The following is a 19,228-nucleotide window of genomic DNA, read 5'->3' as shown; positions in this document are numbered from 1 at the left end:
GTGAGCCGGCTTCGGCTCAGGCGACGACGGTGCTCGGCGAACCCGGCCGCGCCATCGCTTCAGGCGATGACGGCTGCCCGCCGAACCCGGCCGCGCCATCGCTTCAGGCGATGACGGCTGCCCGCCGAGCCCGGCCCGCGTCGGGGAAAGGGTCAGGTGCCGAAGTCGCGGTGGCGCAAGGCGAGCAGGCCCGCACCTGTCAGGAGGGTCGTGATCGCGAGCAGCGCCGTCACCGGGACGAGCGGGAACGCGGTGGCGAGCATGGCGTTGGGGATGTGGTGGAACGGCTCGGCCGGGCTGCCGCCCCACAGCCCGTACAGCGGCCCGACGACCTGGCCGAGGCCGGTGGTCAGGAGCCACGCCAGCCACGCGATCACCACGGCGGCCCGTGGCAGCAGCCCGTATGCCAGCAGGCACACCGCTCCCACGCACCACGCCGCCGGGACGGTGCTCAGCGCGCCCGCCAGGAAGGCCGGGGCGTCGGTGAGCAGGTGGCCGACCGCCAGGGAGTAGATCACGCCGAAGGCGAGGCCGGCCACGGCCATCAGGGCCGCCGTGCCGAGCGCGGTCACGAGGAGATGGCCGGACGCCCAGCGCAGGCGGGTCATGGGGGTGGCGTGCAGGGCCTCGGCACGTCCGGACGTCTCCTCCGCCCGTAGCCGGACGATCATGAGGACCGGGTAGAGGGCGACGGCGTAGGCGATGATCAGGATCAGGTACCAGAGGTAACCGGCGACCATCTTCTCGCCTGCGGCGATGCCGAGGAAGTGGGTGATGTTGTCGACGATGATGCTGGGCCGGGAGACCAGGTCGCGGGCGGGCGCGGTCAGCGCGCCCCCGAGCAGGGCGAAGACCGCCACCCCCGCCAGCCATTTGAGCAGGAGCGCGCGGTGCAGCCGCCAGGCCAGGCTGACCGGGCCGCGCAGCTCGGGGGCCGACTCGGGTCCCAGGCGCTCGGGCAGCAGGCCGGAGCCGAGGTCGCGGCGGGCGAGCAGCCGGTACGCGGCCCCGTACAGGATCGCCGACACCAGCACGCAGACCCCCAGCAGCCACCACCGCTCGCTCTGGTACGGCTCCACCAGGTGGACCCAGCCGACCGGCGACAGGTACTTCAGCCACGCCTGCCCGGACACGTCGGCCGCGAAGCGCAGCACGTAGGCGGCGCCGAGGGCGGTCAGGGCGATCACGGTCGCCGTGTGGGCGTTGCGGGAGAGCTGCGCGGCGACCGCCGCGATGCCGCCGAACATCCAGCCGGCGACCGCGATGCCGCCGCCGTAGGTGAGCGAGCCGGCCGGCTCCAGCCCGGCCCCGATCAGCGCGGCGGCGGTCAGCGCGCCGCCGATCAGGCTGGTCCCGCCGGCGACCAGCAGCGCGGCCGTCAGCGGGGCGGCGCGGCCGACCCGGCCGGCCAGGACCAGCTCGCTCCGGCCGGCGTCCTCCTCCCTGCGGGTGTGGCGGATCACGGACATGAGGGCCGCCAGCGCGCTGGCGAGGTAGAGGAAGCCGCCGCTGCGCCAGGTGGCGAGCACGTCGAGGCGCGGCTCCACGACGCCGCCGCCGATCGCGCGCAGGAACGGGTTGCCGGCGATGACCTTGAGGTAGGTGAGCTTGAGCTCGTACGTGCCCATGTTCCGGTTGATGTAGGCGACCATCACCAGGGACAAGGACACGATCAGCAGGATCCACCAGGGGGCGGTGCCTCGCTCGCGGCGCAGGGCGAGGCGGGCGAGGGTGCCGGTGCCGAGGGTGGCGTTCATCGGGCCTCCCGGCACCGGGCGAGCGGTCCGTTCACCGTGACCAGCTCCTGTTCATAGGTATAGCTGACTGTTCTGATGAACAGGAGGCTATACCCACGTATAGTGCGCGACAAGGCGGGGCCTCACCTCCGCACGTTCAGGCCGGGGTCACCTGCCAGGTGACGCCGTGCGAGGTGAGGTGGTCGAGGAAGGACGCCGGGTCGAACGCCTGCGCCGGCGTCACCGCCCCCGCGGGCGCACCGTCCGCGACCAGGCGGCGCGCCCCTTCGACGGCGATCACCGCCGTCATCCCGTAGGGGTCGAGCCCCGTCACCCAGCCCCGCGCCCGCTTCCCGCCCGCGCCGCCGAGACCGTCGGCACCGCCTGCACCGCCCGTGCTGCCCGGGCCGGTCGCCTCGGCCAGCATCAGCCAGCGCGAGGCTTGCCTGGCCGCCTCGTCCGGGATCTCGGGGACGCTCGCCACGACGTCGGGCGTCAGCGCCGAGAACATGGCGGCCACCTCGGTCCGGATCACGCTGCGGACCCGCCCCGCCCGCACGTGCCTCGGGACGGTGACCACCCCGGGCAGCGCGAACACGGCGACGGCCACCTGACCGTCCTCCCCGGGAACGGCGAGGGACGCGCCCTCGCCCAGACCGTCCGGGTGCCAGGCCCCGTCCGTGTACGCCAGCGGCTCCTCCCCGAGCACCGCCGCCATCGACCGCGCGGTCCCCCGCGAGGCGGCCCCGGGCCCCCGCAGGTCCGCCACCAGCACCTCGGCCACGGCGACACTTCCGGACGAGCCGATGGTGCCGACCCGCTCGGCCACCAGGTGCGCGATCATGTCCCCCGGCCCGCCGTCGTCGGCCAGCCCCGGCACGACCGTGACCCCGGCCCGCACGGCGTCCTCGTGCGCCTCGTCGAGCACCCGGCCGATGTACCGCTGCTCCCCCGAGGTGTCCACGTAGTGCGCCCCGGCGGCGATCGCGGCCCGGATGACCGGCTCCCCCAGCACCGTGAACGGCCCGGCACAGTTGATCACCACCGGGCAGTCCCGGAACGCCTGCGCCAGCGCGTCCGGCTCGTCGAGCGCGGCCACCCGGATCTCCTCGCCGGCCTCGGCGACGCTGCGCAACCGCGACTCGGACCGCCCGACGAGCACCGGCGTGAACCCGCGCCGCCGCACCTCCGCCACCGTGAGCCGTCCGGTGAACCCGCTGGCTCCATGCACTGCGACCTTCATCGTTCTCCTTCTCAACCGCCTTAATCGACGCAGCTCACGCTAGGAGGAGGAGCGGCGGGTGCCCATGTCCGGCGCTCCGCCCGCCATGTCCGATCGTCCAGGAGCACCCCGCCAGGGGATACCGTTCGGACATGGACGTGCTCAGCGACGCCATCTCCGCCATGCGCACCGGGCGGCCCCACGCCTCGCGCACCCGCCTGCACGGCCCCTGGGGCATGCGGTTCCAGCCGCAGCAGGGCGCCGGGTTCCACGTGATCCTGCAAGGCTCGTGCTGGCTGCTGCCCGCCTCGGGGGAGCCGGTGCACCTCGGGGTGGGCGACGTGGTGTTCCTGCCGCGCGAGCTGGGCCACGGCCTCGCGGACGCGGTCACCACGCCGCTGGTGGAGGCCGTCCCCGAGTACGAGGACGGCTCCCCCATCGGCAGCCTGCACCGCGACGGCCCCGGGCCGCTGACGGAGATGCTGTGCGGGGCGTACCGGCTGGACCAGTCGAGGCTCCACCCGCTGCTGACCGAGCTGCCCGACGTCATGCACATCCCGGCCAGCATCGGCCGCCACCCGTCCCTGAGGGGCGCGATCGAGCTGCTCGGACGCGAGCTCCAGTCCATGCAGGACGCGGGGTTCGAGACGGCCACGTCGGCGCTGCTCGACGTCCTGCTCGTGTACGTCCTGCGCGCCTGGTACGACAGCCGCCCCGGCGACGAGGCCACCGGCTGGGGCGCGGCCCTGCGGGACCCGGCGGTGACGGCGGCGCTGCGGGCCATCCACCAGCATCCGGCGACGCCGTGGACGGTGCAGTCGCTGGCGGCCCGGGCGGGGCTGTCGCGGGCGGCGTTCGCGCAGCGGTTCGCGGGCAAGGTGGGGGCGCCGCCGCTGGCGTACCTGACGTGGTGGCGGATGACGACGGCGGCGCGGCTGCTGCGCGAGACCGACCTGCCGCTGCGGTCGGTGGCCGAGCGCACGGGGTACGCGACCGAGTTCGCGTTCGCCAAGGCGTTCAAGCGGGAGTTCGGCACCGCGCCGGGCCGCTACCGGAGCGGCGACACATCGGGCTATCGGAGCGGCGGCGGCACATCCGGCTGATCACCCCTGGCGCCCGACCCTCACTGTGCGCAATCATTCACGCACGGAAAGTGAGGTCACCATGCTCATCGCCGCCATCGGCCTGCTCATCGCCGCAACGTTCGCCGCGCTCGCGGCCCTCGCCGCGTACGTCGCCAACCGCCGCATCCCCGCCCAGACCCGCCAGGACTACCGCGACGGCAGCGGGGTGATCACCGGCATCGTCGGCACCCTGTTCGCGGTCAGCATCGGCCTGGTCGTGGTCGCCGCGTGGAACCAGGTCAACACCGCCACCGAGACCAGCGCGACCGAGGCCAGCAACCTGACGGACGTCTACTGGTACTCGCGCACGCTCCCCGCCCCCCAGCGCGTCGCCCTGCAGACGCTCGCCGGCACCTACACCACCACGGTCATCCGCGAGGAGTGGCCCCTCATGGCCGAGGAGCACCGCCTGTCGCAGAGCGCCTGGCGGGCCTCGGAGCAGCTGCGCGCGTTCTTCCAGACCGTCCAGCCGGACGGCAGCGGCCCCTCGGCCCGCTACGGGCAGGCGATGAGCCGCATGCAGGCCGTCCTGGACGCGCGCCGCTCGCGCGCCCAGATGGCCGACACCGGCGTGCCGCCGCTGCTGTGGGTGGCGCTGGCGGCCTGCGGGCTGGTCGCGCTGCTGCCCTCGATCCTGTGCGGCAGCGCCAACCGGAAGGTGCACATCACCATGGCGGCGGCCGTGGGCGGCATGGTGGGGCTGGTGCTGTTCCTGGTCTACCAGCTCGACTTCCCGTTCAGCGGCGGCATCTCGGTCTCCCCGGCCGCCTTCGAGCAGGCGCTCGACCGCTTCGCCAGCATCCGGGCGCTCGGCGCCGGATAAGACCGGTCAGACCTGGTTGGGGATCGCCCCGCCGTAGCGCCGGTCGCGCTTGGCGAAGATCTCGCACCCCTCCCACAGGTCCCGCCGGTCGAAGTCGGGCCACAGCCGGTCGAGGAAGACCATCTCGGCGTAGGCGGACTGCCACAGCAGGAAGTTGGAGAAGCGCTGCTCCCCCGACGAGCGCAGGAACAGGTCGACCGGCGGGATCTCGGGCTCGTCGAGGTAGCGGGCGAACGTCTTCTCGTTGACCTTCGACGGCTTGACCCGCCCGGCCGCGATGTCCTCGGCCAGCTTGAGCGCGGCGTCGACAATCTCGGCCTGCCCGCCGTAATTGACGCAGAACTGCAAGGTCAGCGTGCGGTTGGACATCGTCATCTCCTCGGCCGTCTGCAGCTCGGAGATGACGCTCTTCCACAGCCGGCCGGGCCGCCCGGCCCAGCGCACCCGCACGCCCATCGCGTTGAGCTCGTCGCGCCGCCGCCGGATGACGTCGCGGTTGAAGCCCATGAGGAAGCGCACCTCGTCGGGCGAGCGCTTCCAGTTCTCCGTGGAGAACGCGTACGCGCTCAGGTAGGGGATGCCCAGCTCGATGGCGCCTTCGATGACGTCGAACAGCGACGACTCGCCGGCCTTGTGCCCCTCGGTGCGGGGCAGGCCGCGGGCCTTGGCCCAGCGGCCGTTGCCGTCCATGACGATCGCGACGTGCCGGGGCACCAGCTCGCGCGGGATGGGCGGCGGGGTCGCCCCCGACGGGTGGGGGGACGGAGGTCGTACGTTCACGCGGGCTCCCTTTCGACGTGTCGGAGAGAGCGTATTCCGTGTTCGAGGTGCCATTGCAGATATGCGGCGACCAGGCCGCTGCACTCGCTGCGGTGGCGCGACTCGGAGGCGTCGGCCGTGGCCCAGTCGCCGCGCAGCAGCGCCGTCATGAGCCCGATCGTCTCGCCCGCGGGCACGGCCGAGCCGGCCGGCTTGCACGCCCCGCACACCACGCCGCCTGCGACGATGGCGAACGCCCTGATGGCCGGCGCCTGGCACTTGGCGCACGCCTCGAGCGCGGGGGCGTAGCCGGCCACGGCCAGGGAGCGCAGGAAGTAGGCGTCGAGCACCAGCCTGGCCTCGTGGCCGCGGTCGGCGAGCGTGCGCAGCCCGCCCACCAGCAGCAGGAACTGCCGCAGCGCGGGCTCCTTCTCCCCGTGCGTGAGCCGGTCGGCGGTCTCCAGCATGGCGCTGCCGGCGGTGTAGCGGGGGTAGTCGGCGGCCAGCGCCTCCCCGTAGGGCCTGATCGTCTCCGCCTGGGTGACGACGTCGAGCGTGCGGCCGGTGTGCAGCTGCAGGTCGACGTGCGTGAACGGCTCCAGCCTGGCCCCGAAGCGCGACTTCGTGCGGCGCACGCCGCGCGCCACCGCCCGGATCTTGCCCGTGCGCTTGGCCAGGATCGTGACGATGCGGTCGGCCTCACCGAGCTTCTGGGTGCGTAGCACCACGCCTTCGTCACGGTAGAGACTCACTCGCACATCTTACGGCCGACCTGTATACCGGCGGACGGAACGTTACGGGCATGCTCGTGTGACGCGACTTTGCGTCACTCTCACTAGACTTTGACCCCTGTCCCCGCATTACCCGTTGTTCAACCCCCCGCTACCGCCTCGAAAGGGAGTCATGACCCGCGTGGTCCTGCTGGGCGCCTCGCCCGGCCCCGACATCTCTCCGACCGGCCTGAGGCTGGCCGCGCTTTCCGGCAATCCGTCCGTGTCCGAACGGCTGCGCAGCCAGCTCACCTCCATGGATCCGCGCTTCGCCACGATCCCGACGGACGACGTGGCGTCCGCGCTGCGCGCCCTGGCCGACGTCGCCGAGCAAGCAACGGAGAGCCTGTTCATCATCCCTGAGAACTCTGTCGTCCACGACGAGCTGATCTACCAGATCACCAAGTCCAAGCGCGGTGCGCTGGCGCTCGTCGCGAAAGAGCCGCGGGTGGGGGTGACGGAGGACAACGGCCTGGAGGAGAACGGCCCCGAGGACAATTCCGCCGAGGACCGCATCCCCATCGACGAGGCCGAGCCCGAGATCGGCATGAACCGCGTCGAGGGCCTGCCGGTGCGCCTGCGCGTCGGCAAGTCGCGCGTCGTCTCGGTGGGCACCGCCAACCACGCCGTGACCAGGCCGAACGCGGTGGCGCTCGGCCCGCTGCACATCAGCGCGCGCAACGCGCCGCGGCTGGCCGAGACGTGCCGGGAGCTGGCGGCGATGGCCGACCGGTTCGGCGCCGATGACGACCTGGTGCAGCTCGTCGTGTTCGGCCTGGTGCGCAACGGCGTGTCGGTCGGCATCAGGGGCCGGCGCGACCTGTTCTACCGCCGGGTCACCACCCAGGAGGAGGTGAACGAGGCCGGCGCCGAGATGGCCGGGATGGACGAAGACCGCTCCCGCCTGAACAACGCCGTCAAGGGCGCCGACGGCTTCTTCACCACGTTCTTCGTCTCCACCTACTCCCGCTACATCGCCCGCTGGGCCGCCCGCCGCGGCCTGACGCCCAACCAGGTGACGCTGATCTCGATCACGCTCGGCGTGGCCGCGGCCGCCTGCTTCGCCACCGGCGAACGCCCGTGGATGGTGCTGGGCGGCGTGCTGATCTACTTCGCCTTCGTCTTCGACTGCGTCGACGGGCAGGTCGCCCGGTACGCCCGCAAGTTCGGCGTGCTGGGGGCCTGGCTGGATGCGACGTTCGACCGGTTCAAGGAGTACGTCGTCTTCGCGGGCCTGGCCGTCGGCTGGGTGGTCTCCGGCAACGGCGACGAGATCTGGATCCTGGCGCTGGCCGCGCTGAGCCTGCAGTCCGTCCGCCACCTGCTCGACTTCTCCTTCGGCGTCGCCAACCGCCGCAAGCCCCCGGCCCCGCTGCCCACGACCCCGCTCGACGCCCCCGACGACCGCGACCTGCGCCAGAAGCTGACCGCCCGCAAGGTGGAGCGCAGCCAGGGTCTGCGTGGCGTGCTGAAGATGTGGACGAAGGCCGGCAAGTACCGTGTCGTCCACTGGGCGCGTAAGATGATCGTCTTCCCCATCGGCGAGCGCTTCGCGGCCATCGCGATCACCGCCGCCCTCTTCGACGCCCGGATCACCTTCATCACGCTCGTGATCTGGGGCTCCGTCGCCGCCGCCTACACCCTCACCGGACGCCTCATGAGGTCGCTCGTATGATCACCCACCCGCAGGCCATGGCCACCCCCACGCCGGACCCCGACGAGGAGCGCCGCCGCATCCAGACCGCCCGGCTCGTCGCCTACCGCGACGACGGACCGCTCGCCACCGTCCTGTCCGGCAAGCTCGGCGGCGGCCTGCCGCCCGTGCCCGCCACGCTCGTGGCCCTGCTCGCCGTGGTCGGCGTCACGGTCGCGGGGCTGCTCGACTCCGGCGGCCCCATCCTGCTGCTGCCCGTCGCGATCGTGCTGCTGCTGGTGCTGCCCACGACGCCGCGCGACCACCTGGGCCGCTTCGACTGGCTCACCCCGCCGCTGCTGCGCGCGGCCGAGTTCTTCACCATCATCGCGATCGGCCTGACGGCCGAGGCGCCGAAGTGGCTGCTGTTCGTGCTGGTGTACGTCGTCGGCTACCACACCTACGACACCGTCTACCGCACGCGCCAGAGCATCTGGCCCCCTGCCTGGGTGTTCCGGGCGGGGCTCGGCTGGGAGCTGCGGCTGCTGGTCATCGGGGCCGGGGCGGCGCTGGGCGTGCTGACGCCGGTGCTGGCGGTGCTGACGGCGTACCTGTTCGTGCTGTTCGCGGTGGAGAGCGTGACGAGCTGGGTGCGCCTGGACAAGGCGTCCGCCCAGGCGGGCGCCGACGCCGAGCAGGACCTGGAGGCGTCCCCGGAGGACGCCCTGGAGCAGGCGACGGGGGAGGCCGAGAAGGGCTGAGCCGCCCCCTCCTCGCCATGCGGCGCCGCGCCTTCCGCGCGCGGCGCCGTTCCCTTTTGTCCAGGGAGCTGGAGAGCGCTCCCCTTTCTGCCTTCGTACGTTGACAGCCCGTAAAGGCTGTGCTCAGATCTTGGAGAGAGCGCTCTCTAGCACCCCCCAGGAGCGAGCATGACAACACCGAACCGGCGCCGACTGGCCGCCATGGCCGCCGTCCTCGTGGCACTCAGCGGCCTGCTCATCAAGACGGCGGTCAGCGCCTCGGCCAGCGTGCCGGCCACGCCCTCCGGCTGGTCCCTCGTCTGGTCCGAGGACTTCAACGGCTCCGCGAACACGCTGCCCTCGTCCAGCAACTGGATCATCGACACCGGCCACGCCTACCCCGGCGGCCCGGCCAACTGGGGCACCGGCGAGATCCAGAACTACACCTCCAGCACCGCCAACCTCAGCCTCGACGGCTCCGGCAACCTGCGCATCACGCCGCTGCGCAGCTCGTCCGGCGAGTGGACCTCGGCCCGCATCGAGACCAGGCGCGCCGACTTCAAGCCCGCCGACGGGCGCATCCTGCGCATCGAGAGCCGCATCCAGATGCCGAACGTGACCGGGGACGCCGCGCTCGGCTACTGGCCGGCGTTCTGGGCGCTCGGGGCCCCCTACCGGGGCAACTACTGGAACTGGCCGGGCATCGGCGAGTTCGACATCATGGAGAACGTCAACGGCATCAACTCCGTCTGGGGCGTGCTGCACTGCGGCGTCAACCCGGGCGGCCCCTGCAACGAGACCACCGGCCTGGGCGCCAGCCGTGCCTGCCCCGGCTCCACCTGCCAGTCGGCCTACCACACCTACCGCTTCGAGTGGGACCGCAGCGTCAGCCCCAACCAGCTGCGCTGGTACGTGGACGGCCAGCAGTTCCACAGCGTCAGCCAGTCGCAGTTCGACGCGGCCACCTGGAGCAACATGACCGGCCACGCCGGCTACTTCCTGCTGCTCAACGTGGCGATCGGCGGCGCGTTCCCCAACGCGCTGGGCGGCTCCACCCCGACCGCCGCCACCGTCCCCGGCCGGCCGATGATGGTCGACTACGTGGCGGTCTGGCAGAGCGGTGGCGGCGGCACCGACCCCACCACCCCGCCGGGCGGCGTGGACGCCCGCTCGACGATCCAGGCCGAGCGCTACCAAGCCCAGTCGGGCACGATCACCGAGACCACCACCGACTCGGGCGGCGGCCAGAACATCGGGGCGATCTCCAACGGCGACTGGCTGCGCTACGACGGCGTGGACTTCGGCTCGACGCCCGCCACCCAGTTCAGGGCCAGGGTGGCGTCCGGGGCGGCGGCCGGGGTGAGCGGGCTCGTGCAGGTCCGCCTCGACAGCCCGACCGCCACGCCCATCGGTGACTTCGCGCTGGCGAACACGGGCGGCTGGCAGAGCTGGCGCACGGTCCCGGCCAACATCTCGGGCGTGACCGGCACCCACACCGTCTACCTGACCTTCTCCTCCGGCCAGCCGGCCGACTTCGTCAACGTCAACTGGTTCACGTTCGCGACCTCCTGACCGGCACGACCAGGACGTTCCGGGGAACAATGGGGCGATGAGCGAACTGCCGGTGATCGACATCGCCCCGCTGCTCCAGGCGGAGGCGGCGGACCCAGGCAAGCGGGCCGTCGCCGACGCCATCGGCGCCGCCTGCCGGGAGCACGGCTTCTTCTACGTCTCGGGCCACGGCGTGCCGCCCGCGCTCATCGAGCGGCTGGACGCGGCGAGCCGGCGCTTCTTCGCGCTGCCCGAGCCCGTCAAGGACGAGATCTCGATGGCACGCGGCGGCCGGGCCTGGCGGGGCTTCTTCCCCGTCGGCGGCGAGCTGACCTCAGGGCGGCCCGACCTGAAGGAGGGCATCTACTTCGGCGCCGAGCAGCCGCCGGGCGACCTGCCCCTGCACGGGCCGAACCTGTTCCCGGCCCAGGTGCCGGAGCTGCGGGAGGCGGTTCTGGAGTACCTTCCCGCGATGACGCGGGTCGGGCAGGCGGTGATGAGCGGCATCGCGCTGAGCCTCGGGCTGGCGGAGGACTACTTCCGGACGGGATACACGGCCGACCCCACCATCCTTTTCCGGATATTTCATTATCCGCCGGGGCCCGCCGACGACCCCGACACCTGGGGTGTCGGCGAGCACACCGACTACGGGCTGCTGACGCTGCTCCTCCAGGACGGCAACGGCGGCCTCCAGGTCCGTACGGCCACCGGCTGGATCGAGGCACCCCCGGTGCCGGGCACGTTCGTCTGCAACATCGGCGACATGCTCGACAAGCTCACCGGCGGCCGCTACCGCTCGACCCCGCACCGCGTCCGCAACCGCAGCGGCAACGAGCGCCTCAGCTTCCCGTTCTTCTTCGACCCCGGCTGGGACAGCGAGGTGCCGCCCCTCCCCTACGCCGGAGGGCGGCGGTGGGACGGCCAGGTGGACTTCACCGGCACCTACGGCGAGTACCTGCTGTCGAAGGTGTCGAAGGTCTTCCCGCACCTGTTCGAGCAGCAGCGGCTTTAGGCGGACTCCCGGACGACGAGGCGGGCGGGCAGCACCACGGACGTCGTGTGGCGGCCCTCCAGCCGCGACAGCAGCAGCCGGGCCAGCGCCAGCGCCTGGTCGGCGACCGGGACGCGGACGGTGGTGAGCGCGGGCGTGGTGGCCGAGGCGGCGTCCACGTCGTCGAAGCCGACCACCGCCAGGTCGTCGGGCACCCGCCGGCCCAGCTCGCGGGCCGCCTGGAGGGCGCCGATGGCGAGCTGGTCGGTGGCGGCGAAGACGGCGTCGAGCGACGGCGCCTCGATGAGCAGCCGCCGGGTGGCGGCGGCGCCCTCCGCGCGGGTGAGGTCGCCGGCCGGGGCCAGGTGCGGGGTCAGGCCCGCGCGCTGGAGCGCCGTCCGGTGGCCGGCCAGCCGGTCCTGGACGGTGACCAGGTCCGTGGGGCCGCAGACCATGCCGATGCGGCGGCGCCCCCGGGCGAGCAGGTGCTCGGTGGCCGCCACGGCGCCGCCGGCGTTGTCCACGTCCACGTACGGGACCAGCGAGGCGATCGGCGGCTTGCCCAGCAGCACGAGCGGCACGCCGGTGCGGGACAGGCGCTCGGCCAGAATGTCGCCCCGGTCGGGCGGCAGCAGCACGACGCCGTCGGCGAGCCGGGCCTCGACATGGGCGGCGATGCGGCGGTGGCTCTCGGCGGTGTCGGCGAGCATGAGCGTGATCTGCTTGCCGGCGCCTTCCAGGAGGCTGGTGACGTACTGGACGACGGCGGAGGTGAGCGCGTCCGCGCCCTGCCGGGGGACGGACAGGACCAGGGCGACGGCGTTGGTGCGGCGGGTGACGAGGCTGCGGGCGGCCAGGTTGGGCACGTAGCCGAGCTCGTTGACGGCGCGCATCACGGCGGTGCGGACCTCGGGGCTGACCGACGACTCGCCGTTGACGACGCGGGAGACCGTCGCCCTGGACACGCCGGCGCGGGCGGCCACCGTCTCCAGGGTGGGGCGGCGCGGCCGGGTCTCGGCGAGCCCGTTGCGGCGGATGACGTCGCGGTACCACAGGGCGCTGTCCTTCATGCGCCGCCGCTGGGTGGCGAAGTCGACGTGCACGAGGCCGAACTTGCGCTGGTAGCCGTCGGACCATTCGAGATTGTCGAGCAGCGTCCAGACGAGATATCCGCGCACGCGGGCGCCGTCGTCGATGGCGGCGCGCAGGGCGCGCAGATGTTCCTCGATGAAGCTGATGCGCTCGACGTCGTGAATGCCGTCGCCGGTCACCACGTCGACGAAATCGGCGCCGTTCTCGGTGACCATCAGATCGAGGCCGGGATATTCGCGGGAAATGCGGCCGAGAAGCAGGGAAAGGCAGTTGGGGACGATCGGCCAGCCCATGGCGGTGACCGCCGTGGGAATGGTGCAGAACAGAATGCCCTCGCTGCCCGGATAGGCCGGGTCGGCGGGCTCGCTGGGCTGCGCCTGGACGACGAGCGGGGTGTAGTAGTTGACGCCGAGCAGGTCGAGCGGCTGCGCGATCGTCTCCAGGTCGCCCGCGCGGACGTGGCCGAGGCCGGCGTGCCGCTCGATGACGGGCAGCAGCTCCGCCGGGTACGCGCCGCGCAGCGCCGGCTCCAGGAACTGCCGGTTGGCCAGGGCGTCGATCCTGGCCACGGCCGCCGCGTCCTCCTCCGACAGCTCCCTGCCGAAGTCGCTGACCTGGGCGGGCGTCATGACGGGCGCGATGTTGAGCACGAGGCCGACCTTCTCGGCCCCGGCCGCGCGCAGCGCCTGGACGGCCAGGCCGTGGCCGAGCAGCATGTGGTGGGCGGCGCGGAAGGCGTCGGCGGCCGACTTGCGGCCCGGGGCGTGCACGCCGGAGCCGTAGCCGAGGAAGGCCGCCACCCACGGCTCGTTCAGCGTGAACCAGGTGTCCACCCGGTCGCCGATCCGGTCGTGGACGGCGGCGGCGTACTCGGCGAAGCGCTCGGCGGTGTCGCGGGCCGGCCAGCCGCCGCGGTCCTCCAGCGCCTGCGGCAGGTCCCAGTGGTAGAGGGTGGCGTAGGGGGTGATGCCGGCGGCGGTCACCTCGTCGAGCAGCCGGTCGTAGAAGTCGAGGCCGGCCGCGTTCGGCTTGCCGCGCCCTTCCGGGAAGACGCGTGCCCAGCTCACCGAGAACCGGTAGGCGGCCATTCCCAGCTCTTTCATCAGCCGCACGTCGTCGGGATACCGGTGGTAGTGGTCGCACGCCTCCGCCCGGTCCGCGGAAAAGGTGTCCCAAATGGACGGCAGGCGGCCGTCGGCGGCCGTGGCCCCCTCGATCTGGTAAGCCGACGTCGAAACTCCCCACACGAAGTCTTCGGGGAAGCTCGTGATGCTCATGCTGGCGGATGCCTTTCGGTCACGATTGTCGCGCCCAGTCTCCCGCGCGCCACTCGTCGCGCGCCAGCCTGGCCAGGCTGTATACAGAGCGCGTGGAACTGGACCGGCTCGATCGTGACATCATCGCGGCTCTCGTGGACGACGCGCGCCAGACCTATGCCGACATCGGGCAGCAGGTGGGGCTGAGCGCGTCGGCGGTGAAACGGCGGGTCGACCGGCTGCGCGAGACGGGGGCGATCACGGGGTTCAGCGCGCGGGTGTCGCCGCAGGCGCTCGGCTGGACGACCGAGGCCTACGTCGAGCTGTTCTGCCAGGGCAAGACGAAGCCGTCGGACATCGCGCTGGCCGTCGCCAGGTTCCCCGAAGTGGTGGCGGCGGCCACGATCACGGGCGAGGCGGACGCGCTCCTGCACATCAGGGCGACGGACGTGCGGCACGTGGAGCGGGTGATCGAGCGCATCGCGGCGATGGCGTTCGTGGTGCGGACGAAGAGCTCCATCGTGCTGTCGAGGCTCGTCGACACACCGCCTGGCGCGGCCGTGGCGCAGCCGCGCAACGGATCCACCGCTTCGGGGTGAGAGACGCAACAGACCCGCGCGAACACGCAATGTCAACCCCTGGCCTGCGCAAACACCGATTCCTAGGCTGTCCTCATCCCCTGCGATGAGGGGGTTTTCCCTGCTTGAGAGCCGATGGAGTGCTGCATGCCCAAACACTTCCTCATGTGCCGTCCCGAGTACTTCACGGTCGAGTACGCGATCAACCCGTGGATGCATCCCGAGGCCGGCGCGGACCGCGACGTGGCGGTCCGGCAGTGGGAGGGCCTGAAGGCGGCGTACGAGGAGCTCGGCCACGAGGTCAGCCTGATCGACCCGATCGAGGGGCTGCCCGACATGGTCTTCGCCGCGAACGGCGCCCTGGTCGTGGGCGGCCGGGCCTACGGCGCCCGCTTCGCCTACCCGCAGCGCGGCCCCGAGGGCCCCGCCTACCTGCGCTGGTTCGCCGAGCGCGGCTACCCGACGCTGGAGCCGGCGCACGTGAACGAGGGCGAGGGCGACTTCCTCACGCTCGACGACGTCATCCTGGCCGGCACCGGCTTCCGCACGGACGTGGTCGCCCACCAGGAGGCGCAGGAGTACCTGGGCCGCCCGGTGATCTCGCTGACGCTGGTGGACCCGCGCTTCTACCACCTGGACACGGCGCTGTTCCCGCTCGACGGGCGCAACGTCGCCTACTACCCGGACGCGTTCTCGCCGGGCAGCCTCGCGGTGCTGCGCCGCATGTTCCCCGACGCGGTGATCGCGAGCGCGCGCGACGCCGAGGTGCTGGGGCTCAACGCGGTCAGCGATGGCAAGAACGTGGTCATCAACGCCGAAGCGTCCGATCTTCAGTTGGAGCTCAAGCGCCGGGGGTACGAGGTGATCCCGGTCGACCTGTCGGAGCTGCGTAAGGCGGGCGGCGGGCCGAAGTGCTGCACACTGGAGATCAGGGGGGAGAACTGATCATGACCACCAGCGCAGAGCTGATCGAAGTGAGCGAGCGCCGCAGCGCGCACAACTACCATCCACTGCCGGTGGTGATCCACGAGGCGCACGGCGCCTGGGTCACCGACGTCGACGGCAAGCGGTATCTGGACTGCCTGTCCGGCTACTCCTCGCTCAACTTCGGCCACGGCCATCCGAAGATCATCGAAGCGGCGAAGGAGCAGCTCGAACGCCTCACGCTGACCAGCCGCGCCTTCTACCACGACCAGTTCGCACAGTTCTGCACCGGGCTCGGCGACCTGACGGGCAAGGACATGATCCTGCCCATGAACACCGGCGCCGAGGCCGTCGAGACCGCCATCAAGGTGGCGCGCAAGTGGGGCTACGAGGTCAAGGGCGTCGAGCCCGACCAGGCCAACATCATCGTGATGGAGGGCAACTTCCACGGCCGCACCACCACGATCGTGAGCTTCTCCACCGACCCGGACGCGCACGACAACTTCGGCCCGTACACGCCCGGCTTCCGCATCGTCCCCTACGCCTCGATCGAGGCGGTGCGGGCGGCCGTCGACGCGAACACGGTGGCGGTGCTGGTCGAGCCGATCCAGGGTGAGGCCGGGGTGCTGGTGCCGCCCGACGGGTACCTGAGCGAGCTGCGGGAGCTGTGCACGTCCGAGGGCATCCTGATGATCGCCGACGAGGTGCAGTCGGGGCTCGGGCGCACGGGGCAGACGTTCGCGTGCGACCACGAAGGGGTCGTGCCCGACATCTACGTGCTGGGCAAGGCGCTGGGCGGCGGGGTCGTCCCGGTCTCGGCCATCGCCGCCGACCGCGACGTGCTCGGGATCATCCACCCGGGGCAGCACGGCTCCACGTTCGGCGGGAACCCGCTGGCCTGCGCGGTCGCGAACGCCGTGATCGAGATCCTCAACACCGGCGAGTTCCAGGCGCGGGCCGCCAAGCTCGGCGAGGTCCTGCACGGGCGCCTGCGCGAGCTGATCGGGCAGGGCGTCCTGGAGGTGCGCGGGCGCGGGCTGTGGGCGGGCGTGGACATCGACCCGTCGATCGGCACGGGGCGGGAGGTGTCGAAGGCGCTGATGAAGCGCGGCGTGCTGGCCAAGGACACGCACGGCTCGACGATCCGGCTGGCGCCGCCGATCGTGGTCTCCGAGGAAGACCTCCTCTGGGCGATCTCCCAGCTCGCCGACGCCATCTACGAGCTCAAAACCTCTTAGCATCTTTACGGCAAAGCCGACCAGGGCCCACCCACCGCACGTGGCTGGGCCCTGTCCAGGGAGACGCTCCTCCGGTTCACGTGGCCGGGCGCCGTCACGGCGCCCACTCGACCATCCGCGTGGTCAGCGCGTGGCCACCGGCGAGGGGCCTTCCGTCGGCCGGTCCGCGGCACGCGTCTCGGGCACCGCCGAAGGGGCCGTCTCCTTGGGCACCGGCGACGCGCTCTCGCTCGGCCTGGCCGGCGGCGCGCTCTCCGGAGGCGACGCCACGGGCGAGGCACTCTCCGTCGGCACGGCGGCCGGCGCGCTTTCCGTCGGCTTGGCCGGCGATGCCACCGGCGCGGCGCTCTCCGTCGGCACGGCGGACGGGGGCACCGGGGCGGGGCTTTCCGAGGGCTGGGGCTGGGTGCAGGTCACGTCGCCCTCCGTGCTGGCCTCCACGTCCGGCAGCCGGTCCGCCACCGCGACGCCGAGCTGCGCCGTCCACGCCAGCACGCTGCCCTCGGGCGCCTTCGCCTCGGCCGCGTCCACGACCACCTGCCGCTCCCCCATGTAGAGGTAGGTCGCGGGGTCGAAGATGAGCTGGGTGCGCACTCCGCCGCGGTCGAGGCGTTGCAGCGCCGTCCCGGCGCGCCCGGCGGAGTCCTTCACCCCGTCGGCCGTCTCCACCCCGGGGATGCCCTTGATCGCCTCGAACAGCGCCTCCCGCTGCGCCCGCGGCAGGTACGTCTCCAGGAGCAGGTCGCGCCCCTGCCCGAACGCCTCCACGTCCCGGTCCACGGCCTTGCCGTCCTCCTGCGGGCGGGCGCTGAGCCGGTAGAGCCGCTCGCGCAGGGCGGCGGCGTCCGTCGGCAGGGTGCTGAGATAGGCGTAGTCGGTGCGGCGCTCGCCGAACTTCTCGGGGCAGGACGGCAGCCCCATGTACGAGGGGCCGTCCAGGGGCGCCTTCGCCTCCTCGGGCAGCGTCTCGCCCGGCCACGGCCGGGGTTCGAGGCTCTCGGACATCAGCAGGCCGTTCGCGCTGCCGTCCGTCGACTGCCAGATCTTGCGGTGCGTCCGGTACAGGTACCGCGTCTCCTTGCCGTCGGCGAAGGACTGGGAGGTGTACATCGTCTCGGACTCGACCACGATGAACTGGCCGGGCCGCGGGTTCAGCTCGCCCTTGGGCATGTCCACGGCCTGGACGACCGAGGTGGCGGGGCCGCCGGGCCCCTGGTTCGACAGGGCGACGGCGACGCCGCCGACGAGCACGACCGTCACGCCGAACGCGGCGGCGGCCTGCCAGCCCAGCCGCGGCAGGCGAAAGCGGCGCCCGTGCCGCGCCTCCGCCAGCAGCCGCTCACGGGCCCGCGCCCTGGCCTCGGCCCCGTACGGCGGCACGTCCGGGCGTCCCTCTGCGAACTCGCGAATCTCGTCATCCATGCTGGGGCTCCTCTGCGAAGGGGTCGGTGCCGCCGAGCGCCCTGCGTACCTTGACGCGGAGCCGGTGCAGCCTGGACCGGACGGTGCCGACGGGCACGCCGAGGGCGAGCGCCGCCTCCTCGTAGGTCAGGTCCGCCCAGGCCAGCAGGAGCAGCAGGTCGCGCTCCGCCGCGCTGAGCCGGGTCAGCGCTCTGGCCAGGCGGGGCTGGAGCTGCTCGGCGGTGACCCGGTCGGCGCTGCGCTCGTCGAACGTGCCGGGGCGCTCGGCGCTCACCCTGGCCATGGCCGCGGTGCGGCGCCGCTCGGCCCTGCGGTGCTGGGCGACGACCTTGGTCGCGATCCCGTAGAGCCAGGGGCGGGCGTCGGGCCAGGTGGGGTCGTAGCGGGCCCGGCCGCGGAAGGCGGCCAGGAACACCTCGCCGGTCACGTCGTCGGCCAGCTCGCCACCGAGGCGGCGCGCCGCGTACCTGTGGATCTCGTCGGCGTGCCGGTCGAACAGCGCCGCGAAGCTCTCGGGGTCGCCGACCGAGCGGCCGATCAGCGTCGCGTCGTCGAGCGTCTCAGGCACATCCTGAACTCCCACCACGTAGCCGGTCCTCTCTTGTGCGGTCACCCTGTTGTTGGCCGCACGCCGGAGGACGGTTCCCACTATTTCGGCAGCCGCCAGACCTGCATCCCCTCGGGAGCCTCCACGGCCTCGAACCCGGCCGCCTTCAGCTCCGCCGCCAGCACGTCCCCGGCGGGCCAGTACGCGGTGGAGACCACCTCGTCCTCGCTGATCACCACGCCGCGCTGCCTGATCCGGTAGCGGAAGCGCGAGACGACCCGCTCCGCCTCAGCCTCCACCACCTGTCCGGCCACCTCGTACGTGTGCCTGCCGACCTGGTAGGAGCCCATGACGTGCGGCTCGCCCGGCTCGGCGGGCGCCCGGTCGCGCCAGTTGAACAGCAGCCGCCCGCCCGGCGCGAGCTGCCGGCGCAGCACCCGCCACAGCTCGGCCCGCTCGGGGGCGGCGAAGCTCTGCAGCACCGAGATCATCACGACGGCCTCGACCGGCTCGTCCACCTCGGCGTCCAGCGCCCCGCACGGCAGCACGGTCACCCGGCGCAGCAGCGCGGGGTCGGCGGCCAGGCGGGAGACCAGCACCGAGCGCATGCCGAGCGACGGCTCCAGGGCGTAGACCTCGCCGGGGGTGGTGCGGGCGATCAGCTCGGTGATCAGGCCGGTGCCGGCGCCGATCTCGACGACGGCGCCCCGCACGTCCGCGAGCAGCGGGGGCAGCAGCTCACGGATCGCGGGCACGTGGCCGTCCTCGTGGAAGAGGTCGTAGAAGGGAACAGCGGCGGCGTAGTCGTCCTCGTGCATGCCG

The 19,228-nt window shown here is 72.4% G+C and carries 17 protein-coding genes; 9 read left to right on the top strand and 8 right to left on the bottom strand.

The window, feature by feature from the left end:
• Positions 1–152 precede the first annotated feature (152 nt).
• Complete coding sequence (locus HCN51_RS11040) at positions 153–1,757, bottom strand: ABC transporter permease (RefSeq protein WP_168009348.1); 1,605 nt, start codon at positions 1,755–1,757, stop codon at positions 153–155.
• A gap of 136 nt (positions 1,758–1,893) precedes the next feature.
• The gene (locus tag HCN51_RS11035) at positions 1,894–2,979 is read right to left on the bottom strand and encodes a saccharopine dehydrogenase family protein (RefSeq protein WP_168009346.1); all 1,086 of its coding nucleotides are present in this window, start codon (positions 2,977–2,979) and stop codon (positions 1,894–1,896) included.
• Between the two features lie 131 nt (positions 2,980–3,110).
• On the opposite strand from HCN51_RS11035, the gene HCN51_RS11030 reads away from it, so the two are divergent.
• The gene (locus HCN51_RS11030) at positions 3,111–4,061 is read left to right on the top strand and encodes an AraC family transcriptional regulator (RefSeq protein ID WP_168009344.1); all 951 of its coding nucleotides are present in this window, start codon (positions 3,111–3,113) and stop codon (positions 4,059–4,061) included.
• 61 nt (positions 4,062–4,122) lie between these two features.
• A complete protein-coding gene (locus HCN51_RS11025; RefSeq protein WP_168009342.1) occupies positions 4,123–4,905 on the top strand; it encodes a bestrophin-like domain in 783 nt (260 codons plus the stop codon).
• Between the two features lie 6 nt (positions 4,906–4,911).
• Here the strand turns inward: HCN51_RS11025 and HCN51_RS11020 are convergent, their stop codons facing one another.
• Positions 4,912–5,739: an isoprenyl transferase gene (locus HCN51_RS11020; protein ID WP_168009340.1), complete on the bottom strand. Its 828-nt coding sequence runs from the start codon at positions 5,737–5,739 to the stop codon at positions 4,912–4,914.
• Positions 5,682–6,416 (bottom strand): DNA repair protein RecO, encoded by a 735-nt coding sequence (recO, locus tag HCN51_RS11015; protein ID WP_080041886.1) that lies wholly within the window; start codon positions 6,414–6,416, stop codon positions 5,682–5,684. The genes HCN51_RS11020 and recO overlap by 58 nt, the downstream gene beginning before the upstream one ends.
• Positions 6,417–6,567: 151 nt before the next feature.
• On the opposite strand from recO, the gene HCN51_RS61250 reads away from it, so the two are divergent.
• The 4 genes from HCN51_RS61250 (at position 6,568) to HCN51_RS10995 (ending at position 11,370) form a co-directional block, all read left to right on the top strand.
• Positions 6,568–8,109 carry a CDP-alcohol phosphatidyltransferase family protein gene (locus tag HCN51_RS61250; protein ID WP_168009338.1) on the top strand — a complete coding sequence of 514 codons (1,542 nt, stop codon included), beginning with the start codon at positions 6,568–6,570 and terminating at the stop codon, positions 8,107–8,109.
• Positions 8,106–8,828 (top strand): DUF5941 domain-containing protein, encoded by a 723-nt coding sequence (locus HCN51_RS61245; protein ID WP_168009336.1) that lies wholly within the window; start codon positions 8,106–8,108, stop codon positions 8,826–8,828. The genes HCN51_RS61250 and HCN51_RS61245 overlap by 4 nt, the downstream gene beginning before the upstream one ends.
• 168 nt (positions 8,829–8,996) lie before the next feature.
• A complete protein-coding gene (locus tag HCN51_RS11000; protein ID WP_168009334.1) occupies positions 8,997–10,379 on the top strand; it encodes a glycoside hydrolase family 16 protein in 1,383 nt (460 codons plus the stop codon).
• Between the two features lie 37 nt (positions 10,380–10,416).
• A complete protein-coding gene (locus HCN51_RS10995) occupies positions 10,417–11,370 on the top strand; it encodes an isopenicillin N synthase family dioxygenase (RefSeq protein ID WP_168009332.1) in 954 nt (317 codons plus the stop codon).
• Here HCN51_RS10995 and HCN51_RS62210 read toward each other — a convergent pair.
• Positions 11,367–13,718, bottom strand: a complete 2,352-nt coding sequence (locus HCN51_RS62210; RefSeq protein ID WP_168009330.1) for a GH1 family beta-glucosidase — start codon at positions 13,716–13,718, stop codon at positions 11,367–11,369. The two genes, HCN51_RS10995 and HCN51_RS62210, sit on opposite strands and share 4 nt — an antisense overlap.
• Before the next feature lie 92 nt (positions 13,719–13,810).
• Here HCN51_RS62210 and HCN51_RS10985 point away from each other — a divergent pair, with 92 nt between their 5' ends.
• From HCN51_RS10985 to rocD, 3 genes are all read left to right on the top strand, one after another.
• Positions 13,811–14,296 (top strand): Lrp/AsnC ligand binding domain-containing protein, encoded by a 486-nt coding sequence (locus tag HCN51_RS10985; protein WP_168009328.1) that lies wholly within the window; start codon positions 13,811–13,813, stop codon positions 14,294–14,296.
• Between the two features lie 126 nt (positions 14,297–14,422).
• Positions 14,423–15,220 carry a dimethylargininase gene (ddaH, locus tag HCN51_RS10980; protein WP_080047122.1) on the top strand — a complete coding sequence of 266 codons (798 nt, stop codon included), beginning with the start codon at positions 14,423–14,425 and terminating at the stop codon, positions 15,218–15,220.
• 2 nt (positions 15,221–15,222) lie between these two features.
• Positions 15,223–16,437, top strand: a complete 1,215-nt coding sequence (gene rocD / locus HCN51_RS10975; protein WP_168009326.1) for an ornithine--oxo-acid transaminase — start codon at positions 15,223–15,225, stop codon at positions 16,435–16,437.
• Between the two features lie 123 nt (positions 16,438–16,560).
• Here the strand turns inward: rocD and HCN51_RS10970 are convergent, their stop codons facing one another.
• The 3 genes from HCN51_RS10970 to HCN51_RS10960 form a co-directional block, all read right to left on the bottom strand.
• The gene (locus HCN51_RS10970; RefSeq protein ID WP_168009324.1) at positions 16,561–17,859 is read right to left on the bottom strand and encodes a CU044_5270 family protein; all 1,299 of its coding nucleotides are present in this window, start codon (positions 17,857–17,859) and stop codon (positions 16,561–16,563) included.
• Positions 17,852–18,427 (bottom strand): RNA polymerase sigma factor, encoded by a 576-nt coding sequence (locus tag HCN51_RS10965; protein WP_346433605.1) that lies wholly within the window; start codon positions 18,425–18,427, stop codon positions 17,852–17,854. The genes HCN51_RS10970 and HCN51_RS10965 overlap by 8 nt, the downstream gene beginning before the upstream one ends.
• An 80-nt stretch (positions 18,428–18,507) precedes the next feature.
• On the bottom strand, positions 18,508–19,224 hold the full coding sequence (locus HCN51_RS10960; protein ID WP_168009320.1) for a class I SAM-dependent methyltransferase: 717 nt from the start codon (positions 19,222–19,224) through the stop codon (positions 18,508–18,510).
• Between the last annotated feature and the right edge of the window lie 4 nt (positions 19,225–19,228).

This window comes from Nonomuraea composti (genome assembly GCF_012034275.1).
Lineage (GTDB): Bacteria > Actinomycetota > Actinomycetes > Streptosporangiales > Streptosporangiaceae > Nonomuraea > Nonomuraea composti.
Note: the sequence above shows the minus strand (reverse complement) of the source record. Positions and strands in the feature narration are given on the sequence as shown.